The 15,470-nt window shown below is 71.0% G+C and carries 14 protein-coding genes and 2 tRNA genes; 13 read left to right on the forward strand and 3 right to left on the reverse strand.

The features are described 5' to 3' along the window. Window positions 1–5: 5 nt before the first annotated feature. Window positions 6–869: an SGNH/GDSL hydrolase family protein gene (locus ABD298_RS10915; protein ID WP_344299711.1), complete on the reverse strand. Its 864-nt coding sequence runs from the start codon at window positions 867–869 to the stop codon at window positions 6–8. Window positions 870–952: 83 nt separating this feature from the next. Between ABD298_RS10915 and ABD298_RS10920 the strand changes: the two genes are divergently transcribed. Next, a complete protein-coding gene (locus ABD298_RS10920) occupies window positions 953–1,654 on the forward strand; it encodes an alpha/beta hydrolase (RefSeq protein ID WP_344299713.1) in 702 nt (233 codons plus the stop codon). Window positions 1,655–1,757: 103 nt separating this feature from the next. Here the strand turns inward: ABD298_RS10920 and ABD298_RS10925 are convergent, their stop codons facing one another. Continuing rightward, on the reverse strand, window positions 1,758–2,018 hold the full coding sequence (locus ABD298_RS10925) for an RNA-binding S4 domain-containing protein (RefSeq protein ID WP_344299715.1): 261 nt from the start codon (window positions 2,016–2,018) through the stop codon (window positions 1,758–1,760). A 39-nt stretch (window positions 2,019–2,057) separates the two neighbouring features. On the opposite strand from ABD298_RS10925, the gene ABD298_RS10930 reads away from it, so the two are divergent. The 4 genes from ABD298_RS10930 to ABD298_RS10945 all read left to right on the forward strand — a co-directional run bounded on the left by ABD298_RS10930 (window position 2,058) and on the right by ABD298_RS10945 (window position 7,149). Further along, window positions 2,058–3,038, forward strand: a complete 981-nt coding sequence (locus tag ABD298_RS10930; RefSeq protein WP_344299716.1) for a DMT family transporter — start codon at window positions 2,058–2,060, stop codon at window positions 3,036–3,038. A gap of 115 nt (window positions 3,039–3,153) precedes the next feature. After that, entirely contained in the window at window positions 3,154–4,539 is a 1,386-nt protein-coding gene (locus ABD298_RS10935; RefSeq protein WP_344299717.1) for a glycine--tRNA ligase, read from the forward strand. Between the two features lie 4 nt (window positions 4,540–4,543). Then, window positions 4,544–5,572 carry a GNAT family N-acetyltransferase gene (locus tag ABD298_RS10940; RefSeq protein ID WP_344299718.1) on the forward strand — a complete coding sequence of 343 codons (1,029 nt, stop codon included), beginning with the start codon at window positions 4,544–4,546 and terminating at the stop codon, window positions 5,570–5,572. A gap of 173 nt (window positions 5,573–5,745) precedes the next feature. Then, complete coding sequence (locus ABD298_RS10945) at window positions 5,746–7,149, forward strand: YibE/F family protein (protein WP_344299798.1); 1,404 nt, start codon at window positions 5,746–5,748, stop codon at window positions 7,147–7,149. Between the two features lie 9 nt (window positions 7,150–7,158). On the opposite strand, the gene ABD298_RS10950 is transcribed toward ABD298_RS10945, so the two are convergent. Further along, a complete protein-coding gene (locus tag ABD298_RS10950; protein WP_344299719.1) occupies window positions 7,159–7,986 on the reverse strand; it encodes a lysophospholipid acyltransferase family protein in 828 nt (275 codons plus the stop codon). Window positions 7,987–8,212: 226 nt separating this feature from the next. On the opposite strand from ABD298_RS10950, the gene ABD298_RS10955 reads away from it, so the two are divergent. The 8 genes from ABD298_RS10955 to ABD298_RS10990 all read left to right on the forward strand — a co-directional run bounded on the left by ABD298_RS10955 (window position 8,213) and on the right by ABD298_RS10990 (window position 15,451). Next, window positions 8,213–9,259: a hypothetical protein gene (locus ABD298_RS10955; RefSeq protein WP_344299721.1), complete on the forward strand. Its 1,047-nt coding sequence runs from the start codon at window positions 8,213–8,215 to the stop codon at window positions 9,257–9,259. A 140-nt stretch (window positions 9,260–9,399) separates the two neighbouring features. Then, window positions 9,400–10,551: a tRNA dihydrouridine synthase DusB gene (dusB, locus tag ABD298_RS10960; RefSeq protein WP_344299799.1), complete on the forward strand. Its 1,152-nt coding sequence runs from the start codon at window positions 9,400–9,402 to the stop codon at window positions 10,549–10,551. Then, complete coding sequence (locus tag ABD298_RS10965) at window positions 10,544–11,827, forward strand: deoxyguanosinetriphosphate triphosphohydrolase (protein ID WP_344299722.1); 1,284 nt, start codon at window positions 10,544–10,546, stop codon at window positions 11,825–11,827. Before dusB ends, ABD298_RS10965 begins: the two co-directional genes overlap by 8 nt. A 13-nt stretch (window positions 11,828–11,840) precedes the next feature. Next, the gene (gene dnaG, locus ABD298_RS10970) at window positions 11,841–13,739 is read left to right on the forward strand and encodes a DNA primase (RefSeq protein WP_344299723.1); all 1,899 of its coding nucleotides are present in this window, start codon (window positions 11,841–11,843) and stop codon (window positions 13,737–13,739) included. Window positions 13,740–13,792: 53 nt separating this feature from the next. Beyond that, a tRNA-Asn gene (locus ABD298_RS10975) sits at window positions 13,793–13,865 on the forward strand. A 13-nt stretch (window positions 13,866–13,878) separates the two neighbouring features. Further along, a tRNA-Asn gene (locus ABD298_RS10980) sits at window positions 13,879–13,951 on the forward strand. Window positions 13,952–14,024: 73 nt separating this feature from the next. Beyond that, window positions 14,025–14,435 (forward strand): hypothetical protein, encoded by a 411-nt coding sequence (locus ABD298_RS10985; protein WP_344299724.1) that lies wholly within the window; start codon window positions 14,025–14,027, stop codon window positions 14,433–14,435. A gap of 170 nt (window positions 14,436–14,605) precedes the next feature. After that, window positions 14,606–15,451 carry a phage holin family protein gene (locus ABD298_RS10990; RefSeq protein ID WP_344299800.1) on the forward strand — a complete coding sequence of 282 codons (846 nt, stop codon included), beginning with the start codon at window positions 14,606–14,608 and terminating at the stop codon, window positions 15,449–15,451. Window positions 15,452–15,470 lie beyond the last annotated feature (19 nt).

The following is a 15,470-nucleotide window of genomic DNA, read 5'->3' on the forward strand; positions in this document are numbered from 1 at the left end:
GCGCCTCAGCTGGCGCTGGCCTCCCCGGACCCGAGGGGAGCGCCCGCGCCGAAGACGGGCTGCGCCGTCGGGCGCTTGGCCAGGATGCCGTCGCCGCTCGACTTGTGCCGGAGCCGGCGGACCACCCACGGGACGAAGTACTCGCGCGCCCACACGAGGTCCTCGCTGCGGGCCGCTCGCCAGCTGCGCGCGGGCATCGGGCGGGGCTCCATCGGTTCGAGGCTGTGCCTCACATTGAGGGCCTCCAGGGCCATGATCGCAATCGTGTGGTGGCCCAGCGGGGAGAAGTGGAGCCGGTCGCTGTCCCACATGCGCGGGTCGGAGAGCTTGCGCAGCGCCCACATATCGGCGATGACGGCATCGTGGCGAGCGGCGATGACGCGCAGGTTCTCGTTGTAGATCGCGACCTTGCCGCGGATCGCCGAGAGCACGGGCGTCGAGCCGATGTCCGGTCCGTTGAACAGGAGCACCGTCGCGCCGGAGTCCGCCAGGCGGCTGACGGCGCCGTCGAGCCTGAGCGCGAGGGCGTCTGGGTCGCTGCCGGGCCGGAGGAGGTCGTTGCCGCCCGCGGAGAGCGAGACAAGGTCCGGCCGCAGCTCGAGCGCGGGCTCGAGCTGCTCGTCGAGGATGCGTCCCAGGAGCCGCCCTCGGATCGCCAGATTGGCGTAGGCGAAGTCGGGGGTGCCGTGGGAGAGCTCCTCCGCGAGGCGGTCGGCCCAGCCGCGGTGTCGTCCGGGATTGTTCTGGTCGGGGTCGCCGATTCCCTCCGTGAAGGAGTCGCCGAGTGCAACGTAGCGGTGCCACGGGTGGTGGTCGCCGTCGGGTCCGTCCTCGACGCCCGGGGAGAGCCGGTCAGAGATCGTACTCACGGGTACATTGTGCGCCGCGGGAGCGTGGAGTCCAAGGCGGCCAGCATTTAGTTGACAGTTCAACTACGTGCAAGAATGGACCCATGACTGATGCCGTTACCGATGCCCAGCGTCCCGAGGCCTACCCGGCCGACTACCCCGACCACCAGATCCTGTGGAGCCGGCCCGAGCCCGAGCGCGCTGGCACACCGCTCATCGTGATGTTCCACGGGTACGGCTCGAACGAGGCGGACCTCATGGGACTCGCGGGCTACCTTCCCGAGGACTTCACGGTCGCCGCGCTGCGCGCTCCCCAGACGCTCGCGCCGGGCGCCTACCAGTGGTTCCCCCTCATGGCCGCCCAGGACTTCACGATGGACTCCGTCGAGGCAGCCGTCGAATACGCCCTCGCGTGGCTCGACGAGGTCCGCTCCCAGCACTCCTCCGTGACCCTCCTCGGATTCTCGATGGGCATGGCCATGGCCACCTCCCTCCTGCGCCGGCGCCCGGCGGACTTCGCCGCCGTCGTGGGCCTGTCCGGCTTCGCCGTCGATCCCTCCGCCGCTGGAGCAGCGGACTACTCCTACTTCCGCGACGCAGAGCTGACCGGCAGCGTGCCCCTGTTCTGGGGCCGCGACCAGGCCGATCCGGTCATCACGGCCGACAAGGTCGAGTACACGATGGGCTGGGTGCGCGGCCACGTCGCCCTGACCAAGATCACCTACCCCGGCATCGGCCACAGCATCAGCGGGCCCGAGATCGCCCACGTCAAGGAGTTCCTCGAGCAGGCCGTCCTCAAGCCCTGACCGTCTCGGGTACGCGAAATCGCGCCGCTGACCGTCTCGGGTACGCGAAATCGCTTCCCCGAGCCTCTCGGGTACGCACGACGGCGCGGGGCCGCCCGGGCGGTCAGCCTCGCGACACGAGCTGCACCCGCGCGCCATTGACCTCGACCACGTCCCCGGCGCTCAGCTGGCGCCCCCGGCGCTCCTCGATCTCCCCGTTGACCTTGACGAGCCCGTTGCGGATCAGCTCTGCGGCCTCGACCCCGTCCTCGACCAGAGACGCGAGCTTGAGGACCTGTCCGAGGCGGATCGTCCCCTCGCGGATCTCGACCGTGTCGAGGCCGTCGTCGGGGGCGGGAGTGCTGCGCAATTCGCTGGGGGACATGGTGCAACTGTAGGCCGTGCAGCCCCTAGGCTGTCTCCAGTGACCGCGCCCCGACCCTTTCCCCTTCCGCTCGGCCTCGCCGCGGCCGTGGCGGCCGGCGTCGCCGTTCCCGCGCAGGGCCGCATCAACGGGGCGCTCGGCGCTCGCCTCGGAGATGGCGTCGCCGCAGCGCTGACCAGCTTCGGCACCGGGCTCGTGGTCCTCGCGTTCCTGGCGGCGGTCCTGCCCGCAGGCCGCGCAGGGGTGCGGGGCATCGGGCCGGCCGTGCGGTCGCGCGAGATTCCGTGGTGGTACCTCGGGGCTGGCCTATGCGGCGCGCTCTTCGTCGTCGCGCAGGCCGTCACCGTCGGCGTCCTCGGGATTGCGGTCTTCACCATCGCCGCCGTCACGGGGCAGACCATGAGCGGCCTCCTCGTGGACCGCGTGGGCTTTGCGCAGGGCCGGCAGCGTCCGCTCACGGGCATGCGCGTCTTCGCGACCGTCCTCACCCTCGCCTCGGTCGCCTATGCCGTGGCGCCGAAGTTCGGAGCAGCGCAGGACCTCGCCACGCTGACCGCCCTCGTGGTCCTGCCCTTCGCGGCTGGGTTCGCGCAGAGCTTCCAGTCCGCCATGAACGGGGCCAGCGCGGTGGCCTACAGCAGCCTCCTCGCGGCCACGCTCATGAACTTCGTCTCGGGCATCGTCGGGCTCACGGTCGCGTGGGCCGTCAAGGTCGCCGTAGCAGGCCCGGGCGGGCCCCTACCCGCCGACTTCCCGGGGGACTGGTGGTACTACACGGGTGGCCCCCTCGGCGTCGTGTTCATCGCCGTCGCCACCGTGCTCGTCCGTCGCCTCGGAGTGCTCCTGACGGGCCTCGGGATGATTGCTGGCCAACTGCTCGGCTCCCTCGCGCTCGACGCGTTCGCGCCCGCGCCGGGCACGGTCGTCGCGCTCCCCACCGTCGTCGGCACCGTGGCGACCCTCGTCGCGATGGTCCTGGCGACCCTGCCGTGGAACCGGCGCATGATCCGCTCGAGGTGACCGGGCGGCGTCGTGCGCCGGTAGGCTTGTCACTGCACGCTCGTCTGTGCGCCTGACTCACTGGTGCACACCGCCGGACCGCACCCAGCGGCCTGAGAAGTACGGAGGAACCCCCTTGGCACCGAAGACCCCACTGGACTCGATCGTCTCCCTGGCCAAGCGCCGTGGATTCGTCTTCCAGGCGGGTGAGATCTACGGAGGCTCCCGCTCGGCCTGGGACTACGGCCCGCTCGGCGTCGAGCTCAAGGAGAACATCAAGGAGCAGTGGTGGCAGACGTTCGTCCGCGGCCGCGAGGACATGGTGGGCCTCGACTCCTCCGTGATCCTGCCCAAGCAGGTCTGGGAGGCCTCGGGCCACGTCGCGACGTTCACCGACCCCCTCGTCGAGTGCCTCCAGTGCCACCACCGCTTCCGCCAGGACCACCTCATCGAGGCGTACGAGGCGAAGAAGGGCCGCGCGCCTGAGGGCGGCATGGACTCCATCGTCTGCCCGAACTGCGGGACCACGGGCAAGTGGACCGAGCCGCAGATGTTCTCGGGCCTGCTCAAGACCTTCCTCGGCCCGGTGGACAACGCCGAGGGCCTGCATTACATGCGTCCCGAGACGGCGCAGGGCATCTTCGTGAACTTCAACAACGTGGTCACCACGAGCCGGAAGAAGCCGCCCTTCGGCATCGGCCAGATCGGCAAGGCGTTCCGCAACGAGATCACCCCCGGCAACTTCATCTTCCGCACCCGCGAGTTCGAGCAGATGGAGATCGAGTACTTCACGGCGCCCGGCGAGGCCGACGAGTGGTTCAAGCACTGGGTCGAGGAGTGCTGGAACTGGTTCGTGGACCTGGGCATCAGCCCGGAGAACATGCGCCGCTTCGACGTCCCCGAGGACGAGCGCGCCCACTACTCCGCCGGCACCATCGACATCGAGTACCGCTTCGGCTTCCAGGGCAACGAGTGGGGTGAGCTCATGGGCATCGCGAACCGCACCGACTACGACCTGGGCAGCCACTCGAAGGCCTCCGGCCACGAGCTCGCCTACTTCAACCAGGCCACGAACGAGCGCTACATCCCCTACGTGATCGAGCCCTCGTTCGGCCTCACGCGTTCGATGATGGCGTTCCTCGTCGACGCGTATACCGAGGACGAGGCTCCCAACACGAAGGGCGGCGTCGACAAGCGCACGGTGCTCAAGCTCGACCCGCGCCTCGCGCCGGTCAAGGCCGCCGTGCTGCCGCTGAGCCGCAACGAGGACCTCTCGCCCAAGGCCCGCGACCTCGCCGCCCAGCTGCGCAAGCACTGGAACATCGAGTTCGACGACGCCGGCGCCATCGGCCGCCGCTACCGCCGCCAGGACGAGATCGGCACGCCGTTCTGCATCACCGTGGACTTCGACACCCTCGAGGACCAGGCCGTGACCATCCGCGAGCGCGACACGATGGGCCAGGACCGCGTCTCCCTCGACAAGGTGGCCGGGTACCTCTTCGAGCGCCTCGAGAAGAACTGAGCCCGTGGCCCAGCTGACGTACCGCCCTTGGCGCGACGGCGACGACCACGTCCTCCTGCAGCTCTGGGGTGACGCCGAGGGCGCCGCGGCGGAGCAGTTCCGCGGCGCCTTCGGTCCCGACGCCGACGGCGCCCAGCAGGGTGCCGCCGCCGGTGACGGGGGCGCGCACGACGGCGCCGGCTCGGCACCGGGGGCGTGGCGGCGCTGCGTCGTGGCCGAGGACCAGGGCATCCCTGTTGCCGCGGGCGTGGTGTACGCCTCCGCGCTGCATCCCCAGCGGCACTGGGCGTACGTCGAGGTGGCCCGGGACCACCGCCGGCAGGGTGTCGGCACGGAGCTCCTGCGCCGGCTGCGCGAGGCGGCGGAAGCCTCGCCGTCGGGCGTCGCGGCCCTGCGCTCACGGGTGACGGTCGGCACGCCGGGGGCGGACTTCGCCGCAGCGCGCGGATTCAGCACTCTGCAGCGGTCGCGCCACGTGGTGGTGCGGCCGGGCTCGCTCAAGCTGCCGGTCTTCGGCGACGGCGAGGACTCCGGCGACTTCCCGCTCGTCGAGGACCTCGCGACCGGCTCGGTCGAGCTCTCGGACGCCGTGGCCCGCTACTACACCGAGATCAACGACTGGGACCCGCCTGCGCCGATCAGCGTCGGGCGCGCCCAGCAGCTCTTCCTCTCGGACGCGGCCGGCGCCCACGGCGCCGTCGTGCTGCGCGCTCCGGCGGAGAGCGCTTTCGGCTCCGGTGTCGCCCCGTCGAAGCGGAAAGGGCGCCTGCGCGCGTTCGCCGTCAGCTACGCGGCACCGAGCGGCGCGGCGGCGGACGACCCGAGCGAGGTGCTCCTCGGCCATGAGGTCCGGCTCGACGCGGAGGACGCCCGGGACGCGGTCCGCGGTCTCCTGGCGCTCATCGCGTACCAGCACCCTGTGAGCCTCGAGCTGGACGATTCGATGGCGGCGCTCCGCGCGACCGTCGAGCCGCTGCTCGCTGCCGGCGCCGCCGAACAGGTCGGCGCGGACACGCTGACCGTCGGGGACTGAGCGTGGGCGCGGGACACGGGGCCGGGCACGGGTCGGCGGGGCACGGGCACGCAGGGCACGGGCACAGCCATGGGGGCCCGCCCGCCGGGCCCGCCGCGGCGGCGGCCCGCCGACGCGCCACGTGGATCCTGGCGGCGGTCCTCGTCCCCCTCGGCCTCCTCACCCTCGTCGGGATGGTCTCGCTCTGGCCCTCGGGTGACCGTTCGGGCCTCCAGCTCTCCAACCCCTACTCCGTCGCGCAGGGCGTCACGATGGACACCGGCACGGTTAGGACGGTGAGGTCCGAGGCCTGCGCGGGCGCGTCGTCGTCGCCCGCTTCCTCGGGGACGTCCGCCAGCACGTGCAGCCTCGCGTTCACCCAGCCTGACGCCGGTGGGGCCGAGGTGCGGGTGGCGCTCAACCCGGACATCGTGAAGTCGCACGGGGTCAAGCCCGGGGACCGGATCCGGTACCTCAACCTCTCGCGCATCCAGCCCCCGGCCCAGGGCAGCGCGGCCCAGGGCGGCGCGGTCCAGCAGGCGAGCGGCACCCCGGCCTACGTCTTCACGGACTTCGTCCGGACGGTCCCGATCCTGCTCCTCGCGGCGCTGTACGCCGTCGTGGTCGTGGCCGTCGCGCGATGGCGGGGCCTGCGCGCCCTGCTCGGACTCGGGGGCGCGTACGTGGTGCTGGTCGCCTTCGTCCTGCCCGGCCTCGTCGAGGGGAAGCCTCCGCTCCTGCTGGCCCTGGTGGGGTCGACTGTCATCATGATGGGCGTCCTGTACTTCGCCCACGGGCTCTCGGCCCGCACCTCGACGGCGCTGCTGGGGACGATCTTCGGACTGGGCGTGACTGCCCTGCTCGCGGCCTGGTCGACCGACGCCGCCTACCTCACCGGTGTGGGCAGCCACGACGCGGCGAGTCTGGTCAACGTCGGCGGGAACATCTCGATCTCGGGGATCATCCTCTGCGGGCTCATCATCTCGGGACTCGGAGCGCTCAACGACGTCACGATCACCCAGTCCTCTGCGGTGTGGGAGCTCTACGAGCTCGCCCCGCACACACCCGCCCGCAAGCTGTTCACCTCCGCGCTGAGGATCGGGCGGGACCACATCGCCTCGACCGTGTACACGATCGCGTTCGCCTACGCCGGAGCCGCGCTGCCCCTGCTCATCATCGTCTCGCTCTACGACCGGCCGTTCCTCGAGGCCATCACGAGCTCGGAGCTCGCCGAGGAAGTCGTGCGCACCCTCGTCGGCTCCGTGGGCCTCGTGCTCGCGATCCCGATGACCACCGCCGTCGCCGTCGCCGTCGTCAAGGCCACAGGCGCCTCCCGGATCGAAGGCCGGCCGTCCGAGGCGGCCCGGCTCGCGGGCGAGGAGACGGATCGCCTCGCCGCCGGCCGCTCACCGCGCACGACGGCGGGCACGCGCCGCGGCGAGGCCGGCTCGGCCTCCAGTCCGGACGACGGCGGCGCCCACCCCGCCGCCGCCGGTACAGCCGCAGCGACGGCCGGAGCGGGGGCCGATGCTGATGCAGTCACGCAGGGTGACGTCGCAGGGGAGTACCCGACCCGGAGGTCCCGCCGCGGCCGCTGACGCGGGCCCTCACATCTTGTCGCGGTCAGGCCGCAGGCCGTGCGAGGCGTCGAAGGCGTCCCAGATGTCCCTCTCGGCCTCGGTGGGTGCTCCGCCTCCGTCCTTGGCAGCGACCCACCACGTGCCCCGTGGCCGGCCGAGCGGGAAGTCGCGGGCCGCGGCGTCGACCGCCTCCTGGAGCGCCGTCTGGAGCCGCTGGGCCGAGAATTCGGGCGGTTCTCCGGCGCTAACCACAACCGGCGGCCCGAAGTGCACCCGGATCGGTGCCCTCCACGCGTTGCGGAACGAGCCGCGGTGGGTCCGGTTCCCGGGGCCGTGGCCCCGGGTCGCGATCCGCTGGCCGCCCCACACGCCAACAGGGATGAGGGGGATGCCGGTGGCGAGGGCCATCCGCACGGCGCCGGTGTGGCAGCGGCGTACGGTGAAGCTCCTGCTCACGCCCGCCTCGGGGAACAACGCGATGCTCCAGCCTGCGTCGAGGGTCCGCACCGCCGCTGTCAGGCTCGCGTGGTTCGGCTCGCCCAGGACGGCCAGTCCGCCGCAAGCCGTGATCGCGGCGCCGAGCAGCCTGCTCCGGTAGGGCCGCGGACCGACCATGAAGCGCAGCCGATCGTGCCTGTCCGTCCACCACGCGAGCGCCACCGGGAGGAAGTCGCCGTAGCCGAAGTGCGTCACGGCGAGGACGACCTGCCCGGTGGGCACATCGGAGAGCCCACTGGCGATGATCCGCAGGCGAAGGCTCCGGACGAGCCAGCTCGCGGCGCGACGGACGTAGTCGTAGAGCAACAGGTTCCCTCGCCGCGCGGCGCGGCCGCCCACGTCCGCGAAGCTGCTCATGGGCCAAGCGTAGGCCCGCTCCCACTGGTGCGCGCCGCGGGCGGCCCCGTGGTCCTGCACAGGTGGCCGATTGGTCCTCCACAGCCAACGCCCGCCGGGGCCCTCGGCTCCGTTCGTCGAAGTTGTCCACATAGGGGCTCGAGGTGCCGTCCGTCGGCGGATCGCTGCATAGCGTCGATGGCGAGGCGCCGGCGAGGCGTCCGGCAGAGCGGAACGGGGTACAGGCATGGGCAAGGCACAGCGGAACCGGGCAGAGCGGGCAGGCGCCATGAGGACGGCCGCCTCGGAGACGGTCCAATCCGTCTCCAGCGAGGACCTTTCGGGGCCAGACCGGTTCATCCCGGGATTCACCGGCCGGCAGGCAGACCTGCTCAGGGGACACTGTGCCGAGGCGGTCCGGGCCCTAGGACTGCGGCCGCGCGACCTCGGGAGCCACGTGGTCGTCACGGGAGGCCCCTTCGGCGGATCCGGGGCCCAGCTGGGGCTGACCTCCATCGCGCGTGCCGCATCGCGTGCACCCGAGGAGGCGTGGGGCGAGGTGGTGGGCAGCATCGTGGGACAGCTCATCGGGGGCGCCCTCGAGGCCTCCCAGACCGGAGGCGGCCGGGTCGGAAGCGGGCTCGGTTACGCCGGGAAGGCCCTGCGGGAGCGGCTGTTCCCGAGGTTCTCGGCCCCTGGACGGATCCCTGACGAGGTACTGGGCGAGGACTACACGTACGCGCGCAGGATCGCCGGGCTCCCGCTCCTCCTCGCCCTCCGCAGGGAGGAGACGTCCCTCCTGCTTGCCGACGTCCATCTGGCCAAGGCTGGCGGGCTTGAGGCAGCGTGGGAGGCTGCCGAGGCGAATCTCTTCTCCGCGGGCTTCGATGAGGTCCAGGCCTACGCCAAGGACGGCATCACGGTTCTGCACCTCGAAGGCGACCATCCGCGAATGGCCTCCTGGCTCGCCTATCCCGACCGGCTCATGGCCGAGCTGGGCCTTGAGCCGAGCAGGCTCGGAGTCTTCTTCGGGGTTCCCGCCCTGCGGATGATCACCCTCCACCTCGTGGACGAGGAAACGACGGTCGAGGGACTCGAAGGGATGCTCGGCCTCAACGCGATCCTCGGGAAGGACGAAATCGCACCCCTGAGCGGCCACCTGCACTGGTGGCGTCCCGGCGAACAGGTCCAGGCGGTGACTTCGAACGAGGAGGGCGCCCTGGCGCTGACGCTCCCAGCGAGCGTGATGCGGGCTGTCGCTGGACCCGACGGCGACTACTGGGAGGTCGCATGATGGCGGCTCAGGGCGGCGCTCCGCTGGAATTTGCCCCGCTTTGACACAATAGACGGGTGACTGCAGTGCCAACCGCCCTTCCCTCCGCCCCTGCGGGCCCAGACCAGGCTCGTCGGGGGGCCGGTCAGGATGCCGAGCCGGTGCGCCTTGAGCTGCCGCCCCTGAGTCTCGGCAGGCTGACGATCGACACCCCGGTCGTGCTCGCGCCGATGGCTGGTATCACCAATACCGCCTTCCGGCGGCTGTGCCGCGAGTACGGCGGCGGCCTGTACGTCTCAGAGATGGTCACCTCGCGTGCTCTCGTCGAGAGGCACCCAGAGTCGCTGCGCATCATCAAGCACGACGGCGACGAGCAGGTCCGCTCGGTGCAGCTGTACGGGGTGGATCCGGTCACGGTGGGCCAGGCGGTTGGGATGCTCGTGGATGAGGACCGGGCGGACCACATCGACCTCAACTTCGGCTGCCCGGTGCCCAAGGTCACCAAGCGCGGCGGCGGGTCCGCGCTCCCCTGGAAGACGGACCTCTTCACCCAGATCGTCCAGACCGCCGTGCGCGAGGCGGATCGGGGAGGGGTCCCCCTCACCATCAAGATGCGCAAGGGCATCGACGACGACCACCTGACCTACATCGAGGCCGGGAAGATCGCCCGGGACGCCGGCGTCGCAGCCGTGGCCCTCCACGGCCGGACGGCGGCCCAGTTCTACTCCGGGACAGCGGACTGGAGCGCCATCGCCCGTCTGCGCGAGGCGCTTCCGGACATCCCGGTCCTCGGCAACGGGGACATCTGGAGCGCCGAGGACGCCGTCCGGATGGTCCACGAGACCGGAGTGGACGGCGTCGTCGTCGGGCGCGGCTGCCAGGGCAGGCCGTGGCTCTTCGGCGACCTCCAGGCCGCCTTCGAGGGACGTGCCGAGCGTATCCGGCCGGGGTTGGCAGCCGTGGGGGAGGCCTTCTACCGGCACGCGCAGCTCCTCGTCGAGTACTTCGAGGACGAGGGCAAGGCGCTGCGGGACATCCGCAAGCACGTCGCGTGGTACTTCAAGGGCTACGCGGTCGGAGGGGAGCTGCGGGCCCGGCTCGCTCAGGTGAACACCCTGGACGAGCTTCGTGGACTGCTCGACACCCTTGACCCCGAGGCCCCCTACCCCGGCACTGACGCCGAGGGCCCGCGGGGCCGCGCTGGGTCGCCCAAGCGTCCGGCGCTGCCCCACAGGTGGCTCGAGAGCCGCACCATGGATGACGCGCAGACCCGTGACATCGCCGCCGCGGAACTGGACGTGTCCGGTGGCTGAGACAGTGGCCGAGGACACCCGCGGCTATTCGGTCCAGGACTCGAGCCGCTGGGTTGTCGAGCCCCCGAAGAAGGGCTACCGGAGCGACTTCGAGCGGGACCGCGCGCGGGTTCTGCACTCCTCGGCGCTCCGCCGACTCGGTGCCAAGACGCAGGTCGTCGCCCCGGACACCGACGACTTCGTCCGCACCCGCCTGACGCACTCCCTCGAGGTGGCGCAGGTGGGCCGTGAACTGGGACGGGTCCTGGGCTGCGACCCGGACGTGGTCGACGCCGCGTGCCTGAGCCACGACCTCGGGCACCCGCCCTTCGGCCACAACGGCGAGAGCGCCCTGAACGACCTTGCCCACGCCATCGGCGGCTTCGAGGGCAACGCGCAGACGCTCCGGCTCCTGACGCGGCTGGAGCCCAAGGTCCTTGATGCCGAAGGCCGTCCCGCCGGGCTCAATCTGACGCGGGCCAGCCTCGACGCCGCGTGCAAATACCCCTGGACCGCGGTGGACGCGCCGATCATCCACGGGCACCGGACGAGCAAGTTCGGCGCCTACGAGGACGACCTCAGGATCTTCGCCTGGGTCCGCGAGGGTGCCCCGTCCGGCAGGTCGTGCATCGAGGCCCAGGTCATGGACCTCTCCGATGACATCGCCTACTCGGTGCACGATGTCGAGGACGCCATCGTCGCCGGCAAGTTCCAGCTGCGGTGGATGGAGAACCCCGACCACCGGGCGCGTGTCATCGGCTACACCCAGCAGTGGTACCTCCCGCACAGCGACCCGGCCGAGATCGACGCCGCGCTCGCCAGGCTCGAGTCCACGCCCGTGTGGGTGCGCGAGGCCGACGGGTCACGCCGCTCGATGGCGGCGCTCAAGAACATGACGAGCCAGCTCATCGGGCGCTTCTGCGACAGCGCCCTGTCGCTCACGCGCGCTGCCTACGGCGAGGCCCCGCTCACGCGGTACGCGGGCGAGGTCATGGTGCCCCAGGAGACGGTCCAGGAGATCGCGGTGATGAAGGGCCTCGCGACGACCTTCGTGATGACCACGGACCACCGCCAGCCCATCTACGAGCGCCAGCGCGAGGTCCTCCACGCCCTCGTCACCGCCCTGAGCGCGTCGGGCGACCGGCATCTGGAGCCGATGTTCGCGGCCGACTGGAGGGCGGCGGACGACGACGCCGCACGGCTGCGTGTGATCGTGGACCAGGTGGCCTCGCTCACCGACGGGTCGGCTCTTGCCTGGTACGAGCGGCTGGTGGGCAGCCTTCCGAGCCTCTGGTGACTAAGGTGGTCCAGTGGCAGGCCTGATCAAACCCGAGGACATCGCGGAAGTCCGCTCGCGCACGGACATCAGGGAGGTCGCCGAGGGATACGTGACCCTCAGGAGCGCAGGGATCGGGTCGTGGAAGGGCCTGTGCCCGTTCCACGACGAGCGCACGCCGTCCTTCCATGTGCGTCCCCAGGTCGGCACGTACCACTGCTTCGGCTGCGGCGAGAGCGGCGACGTCATCAGCTTCGTCATGAAGATGGACCACACCGCCTTCGCGGAGACCGTCGAGAAGCTTGCCGCAAGGATCGGCTACGAGCTCCACTACGAGGACGGCGCCGGGCCGCGGCGGGAAGAGGTCGGCCGGCGGCAGCGGCTGCTCGACGCGCACAAGGTCGCTGCCGAGTACTTCCAGGCCCAGCTCCTGACCCCGGGGGCGGCCGCGGCGCGGCAGTTCCTCTTCGAGCGCGGCTTCGAGCGGGACGTCGCGGAGCAGTTCGGGGTCGGCTTCGCCCCCCAGGGATGGGACAGCCTGCTCAAGCACCTGCGCACGAAGGGCTTCCGCGACGAGGAGCTCAAGCTCACCGGAATGTTCTCCGAGGGCTCGCGGGGCCTGTACGACCGCTTCCGGGGACGCCTCATCTGGCCGATCCGGGACATCGCCGGGGACGTGATCGGCTTCGGCGCCCGGAGGCTGTTCGAGGACGACCAGGGCCCGAAGTACCTCAACACTCCGGAGACGGCGCTCTACAAGAAGTCGCAGGTGCTGTACGGGATCGACATGGCCAAGCGGAACATCGCCAGGAAGCGCCAGTTCGTCGTCGTAGAGGGCTACACCGACGTCATGGCGTGCCACCTGGCGGGCGTGGACACCGCTGTCGCGTCCTGCGGCACGGCCTTCGGGACCGAGCACATCAAGATCGCGCGCCGGCTCCTGACCGATGACGGAACCGGAGGGGAGGTCATCTTCACCTTCGACGGCGACGAAGCCGGCCAGAAGGCTGCTCTGAAGGCCTTCGACGAGGACCAGCGCTTCGTCGCCCAGACCTATGTGGCCGTCGAGCCGCACGGCATGGACCCGTGCGACCTCCGCCAGCACCGGGGGGACGCCGCCGTCCAGCAGCTCATCGAGAGCCGCCGTCCGCTCTTCGAGTTCGCCATCCAGGCTTCGCTCCGCCGCCACAATCTCGAGACCGTCGAGGGCCGTGTCGCCGCTCTGCGCGAGGCGGCGCCGGTCGTTGCCCGCATCCGCGACCACGCCATCCGGCCCGCCTATGCCCGGGAGCTGGCCAAGTGGATCGGGGTGCCCCTCGACGATGTGACGCGCGCGGTGGCCTCCGCGGCACGCCGGCCATCGTCCGAACCGCACGGAGGCCCCGGTCGCGAGGCGGGCCGCAGCCCGGCGCAGGGGGCACCTCCCGGTGAGGCGACGCCGTCGCCCGCGGCGTGGCGGCCGGATCCCCGCGACCCCGTGGCCGTCATGGAACGCCAGGCGCTCGAGGTTGTCCTCCAGCAGCCGGCCATGCTCGACGCGGCCGCATGGGATGAGTTCGCGGCGGCCCGGTTCGTGGCGCCGGCCCACGCCGCCCTGCATTCCGCCATCGCCGCCGCCGGCAGACACGGGGAGCAGGAGGCGGTCTCGGCCTGGATAGAACGGGTCCGTCACGAGCTGCCCGAGGGGTTGCGGCCGTTCCTGGCCGAGCTCGCCGTGACGCCCCTGCCGGCGACCACCGAGGAGTCGCTCGAGCGCTACTGCCGGGACATCCTCGCTGGGCTCGCCGAGCTGCAGATCACCGCGCAGAAGGCCGAGCTGATGGGACGCCTCCAGAGGCTCGATGCCGCCGCCTCGCCGGAGGAGTTCCAGCAGCTCAACCGGAGGCTGATGGAACTCGAGCTGCGCCGCCGCGCGCTCCGCTCGCGGGACTGAGGGGCCGATTTCGCCTCAGCGGCACAGCCCTGCTAGGGTAGATCCCGCTGCAATCCCCCGTAGCTCAATTGGCAGAGCATTCGACTGTTAATCGAAGGGTTACTGGTTCGAGTCCAGTCGGGGGAGCAATTGCAGCCATTCCCCCGTAGCTCAATTGGCAGAGCATTCGACTGTTAATCGAAGGGTTACTGGTTCGAGTCCAGTCGGGGGAGCTCGCCTCCCGGTCGCGGGCCGGAAGGTTGGAGGCCCCGCCACGGCGGGGCCTCCGGCATTTATGATGAAGCTATGTCCGCGCCGTCGCGACCCCTTCCGCCCGGATGGACCCGTTACGACGGACCGCTGCTGACCATCTGGCGGTCCAGGTACGAGGCGGTCCACGGCGAGGCGGCGGCCAACTCCTTCGCCGACGGAATGCTCGTTCGGGACCACCGCCGGCCCATCGCCCAGTGGATCAACTACGGCCTCCGTTCCGCGGTGCTCGTGGCACCGGCCTCTCCGGCCGCTTGGCCCGTGCAGCGGTTCGCGATCTACTACGCGCCGCCACGTGAGGGCTTCCAGACCGTCGAGACCGCCCGCCACGAGTGGATGCCCCGCGGGCCGCGTGGGTCAACGACCGACGCCGACGCCTTCACGGGCGCGGTCGAGGCCGCCGAGCAGTTCCTCCAGGTCGAGGCGACGTTCGGGGCGCTCGGCTGACGAGTCCTCGCACCGCGGCATCCGGCGCCGGGCAGGGTGAAACGCCCGGCGGGGGCGAATGGGCCCTTCGCCCCCGCCTCCGGGGGCCCAGATGATAGTTTGGTCGAGGATTGCGCCTCACGCGTTCCGGACCGACAGGAAGGGGCCCGACGATGAGTGGACGCCACAGTATGCCCGTGGACCGGCGGCCGCGGCTCGCCGCACTGCCGGATCTCGTCGGGCTCGCGGCCCGCCTTGCGCCGCGGCAGCTCAGCGACGAGATCGCGCTCGCCCGCATCGAGCTGAAGAAGAAGGGCGTCAGCGCCGGCATCGGCGCCGCGCTGTTCGTCGTGGCCCTCGTCTTCCTCGGCCTGCTGGTCATCGCGCTTGTCGTCGCGGCGATCCTCGGGCTTGCCACCATCATGCCCGGATGGCTTGCAGCCCTGCTCGTCGGCGCTGCGTTCCTCGTGATCCTCGCGATCGCGGCGCTCATCGGCTTCGGCAACGTTAAAAAGGCCATGCCGCTGATGCCCGAGGACGCGATCCGCGGGCTGCGCTACGACCTCGGGATCGTGACGGAGGGGCGCACCTTCGACCCGCGGCTCCTCGACCCGACGACGATCCAGTACAAGAGGGCTCAGGCTACGAAGGAGGCCGAGAAGGCACGCGCCAAGGCCGAGAAGGAAGCCCAGGACCGGGCCCACGGCAAGGTGCACCTTCCTCCGCCGACGGAGACCGAGCTGCGCGACCGCCTCGACAAGCGCCGCGCGCACCTCCTGGATGTCAGGGAAGACCTCGTCAAGGAGTTCGACGTCAAGCGCCAGGCGGGGCATCTCGCCGAGGATGTCAGGGCCCGGTTCGCCTCAGGCCCCTCCGGGCGGACGACGGCGAGCGGCCTCTCCGCGAAGCCGCAGGCCTTGGGGTCGAAGGGGTCCGATGCCGCCGAGATGATCAGGGAACGCTGGGCACCGCTCACCGTGTTCGCCGTCTCGACCACCGCCTTCGTCGTGTTCCTGCGCAAGCTGGTGAAGAGCTGACCGGCCCAGGTCCTGTGGC

The sequence above is a fragment of the Sinomonas flava genome, from assembly GCF_039531875.1.
Classification (GTDB): Bacteria; Actinomycetota; Actinomycetes; order Actinomycetales; family Micrococcaceae; genus Sinomonas; species Sinomonas flava.